This window comes from Sphingomonas sp. RB1R13 (assembly GCF_036663775.1).
Taxonomy (GTDB): domain Bacteria; phylum Pseudomonadota; class Alphaproteobacteria; order Sphingomonadales; family Sphingomonadaceae; genus Sphingomicrobium.
In genome coordinates, this window is the sequence record NZ_JAXOJM010000016.1 from 1 (window position 1) to 1,606 (window position 1,606).

Genomic DNA, 1,606 nt, shown 5'->3' on the forward strand with positions numbered 1-1,606 from the left:
ACCGGGGTCGAGGTGCTGACCCTGCGGACGGGGGAGAAAGTGGGTTGAACGCCATTCCTCCCCTGGAAGGGGAGGTGGCAGGGCGAAGCCCTGACGGAGGGGTATCGCGCTCTCGATAGGGTGACACCCCTCCGACGCGCGATGCGCGCCACCTCCCCTTCCAGGGGAGGAATTACGTCACCCCTCGACCCGCAACCGATACCCGACGCCCAGTTCGTTCGCGATGACGCTGCCCACCGGCTGCGGCGCTTCCAGCTTCTGGCGCAGGTTGCGGACCACGATGCGCAGATAGTCGATGCGCGGGTCCTCGTCCCCGCCCCAGGCGGCGTCGATGATCTTGTCATGCGTCACCACCCGGCCGGGATGCCGCGCCAGCATCGCCAGCACATCATATTCCTTGCGGGTCAGATGCTGTTGCTCACCACCGCGCGTCACCATCCGCCGGTCGAGATCGATCGTCAGGTCGCCCGTCCGCACCACGGACGGCGCCGCCTCCGCCGCACGCCGATGGCGCAGCGCCACGCGCAGTCGCGCCAGCAGCTCCTCGCTGTCGAACGGCTTGGTGACATAGTCGTCCGCGCCCAGATCGAGCGCAGCGACCTTTTCCTCGGTCGCCTCGCGCGCCGAGACGACCAGCACCACCCGCTCCGCCCCGCGCAGCAGCGGGATCAGGCTCAACCCGTCGCGGTCTGGCAGCCCCAGGTCGAGCAGCACCGCGTCGGGATGGTCGGCCGCCGCGCGCGCCAGCGCCTCGCGCCCGTCGCGCGCCTCGACGACCAGATGCCCCGCCTGTTCCAGCGTGTTGCGCAGCAGGCGGCGGATCGCGACTTCATCGTCCACCACCAGGATCGTCGCGGGCATCAGGCCATTCCCTCCGGTGCGCCCTCGCGCATGATATGGTCGCGCGGGAAGCACAGGGTGAACATCGCCCCTTCGCCATCCTCGCGATTGCCCGCCTCTACGCCCAGACCCATGGCCTCGGCAAAGGCCTTGACGATGGCGAGGCCGAGACCCGTGCCTCCCGCCACCCGGTCGGAGCCTTCCAGCCGCCGGAACGTCTCGAACACTTCGTTTTCCCGGCCTGGCGGCAGGCCGGGACCATGGTCGAGGACCGACAGCCGCAGCGTGCCGTGGCGATGCCGCCCCTCGATCACGATCTCGGTGCCCGGATCGCCGTAGCGCCCGGCATTGTCGAGCAAGTTGAGCAGGCAATGATGCAGCAACTGCGGATCGGCGCGGACCAATGGCAGGTCGGGCGGCACATCGAGCCGCACCGAATGGCCCTCCAGCGCGCGGCGGGCGTCATGCGCCGCGCCGGTCACTGCGTCGCTGAGGTCGATCGCCTCGATCTTCAGCTTGAGCGCCCCGGCCTCGACCCGCGCCATGTCGAGCAGATTGGCGACGAAGCGGTTGAGCCGCGCCGCCTCCCCCTCAATGGTCGAAATCAGGTCGGGCGTCGCGCCCTGCCGCAACTGCGCGGCGGCGGCCATCACCGCGGTCAACGGCGTGCGCAGGTCATGGCTGACCGAGGACAATAGCGCCGCGCGAAGCCGGTCGCGGGTGCGCACCGCGTCCACGTCGCGCACCTCCGCCTCCAGCCGCAACC

2 protein-coding genes are annotated in these 1,606 nt (G+C 70.0%); both read right to left on the reverse strand.

The genetic code is table 11. The features are described from left to right. Positions 1 to 177 precede the first annotated feature (177 nt). On the reverse strand, positions 178 to 861 hold the full coding sequence (locus tag U1700_RS14395) for a response regulator transcription factor (protein ID WP_332753382.1): 684 nt from the start codon (positions 859 to 861) through the stop codon (positions 178 to 180). Further along, positions 861 to 1,606: sensor histidine kinase (locus tag U1700_RS14400; protein WP_332753383.1), on the reverse strand; the 746-nt coding region annotated here is incomplete at its 5' end. The genes U1700_RS14400 and U1700_RS14395, both read right to left, overlap by 1 nt.